A 303-nucleotide genomic window follows, 5' to 3' on the forward strand; every position below is an offset into this window, starting at 1 on the left:
GTACAGTTCCCCAAGTTGGAATGGCTTAACTTATAGTAAGTGCTTACCAACCTAGATAAAAAAAACCTCCTTTATGGAGGTTTTTTCGTTTCTATGCGGCTTTGAGTGCAAGTTTTGTGTCAATGGCGTTGCCATCAATCTTCACTTCCCATCCATAGTTCGAGTATTCACTTGCGAGTGCTTCAGCAACATCTTTTGATACTGTTACGTGTGTCCATGAGCCAATACCGTATGGTTTGTAGGCGAGTTCTTGTGTCTTCATAATAGAGTTATCCTTTCTCTTTGATAATCCCATTATTCACT

Annotated in this window: 1 protein-coding gene; it reads right to left on the bottom strand. The window is 39.9% G+C overall.

Features of this window, described 5'->3' with window-relative positions; translation table 11 throughout:
- Positions 1 to 91 precede the first annotated feature (91 nt).
- The gene (locus AB4512_RS25350) at positions 92 to 262 is read right to left on the bottom strand and encodes a hypothetical protein (protein ID WP_017078425.1); all 171 of its coding nucleotides are present in this window, start codon (positions 260 to 262) and stop codon (positions 92 to 94) included.
- Positions 263 to 303: the final 41 nt, after the last annotated feature.

This window comes from Vibrio sp. 10N.222.52.B7, from assembly GCF_041474275.1.
GTDB classification, from domain to species: domain Bacteria; phylum Pseudomonadota; class Gammaproteobacteria; order Enterobacterales; family Vibrionaceae; genus Vibrio; species Vibrio crassostreae_C.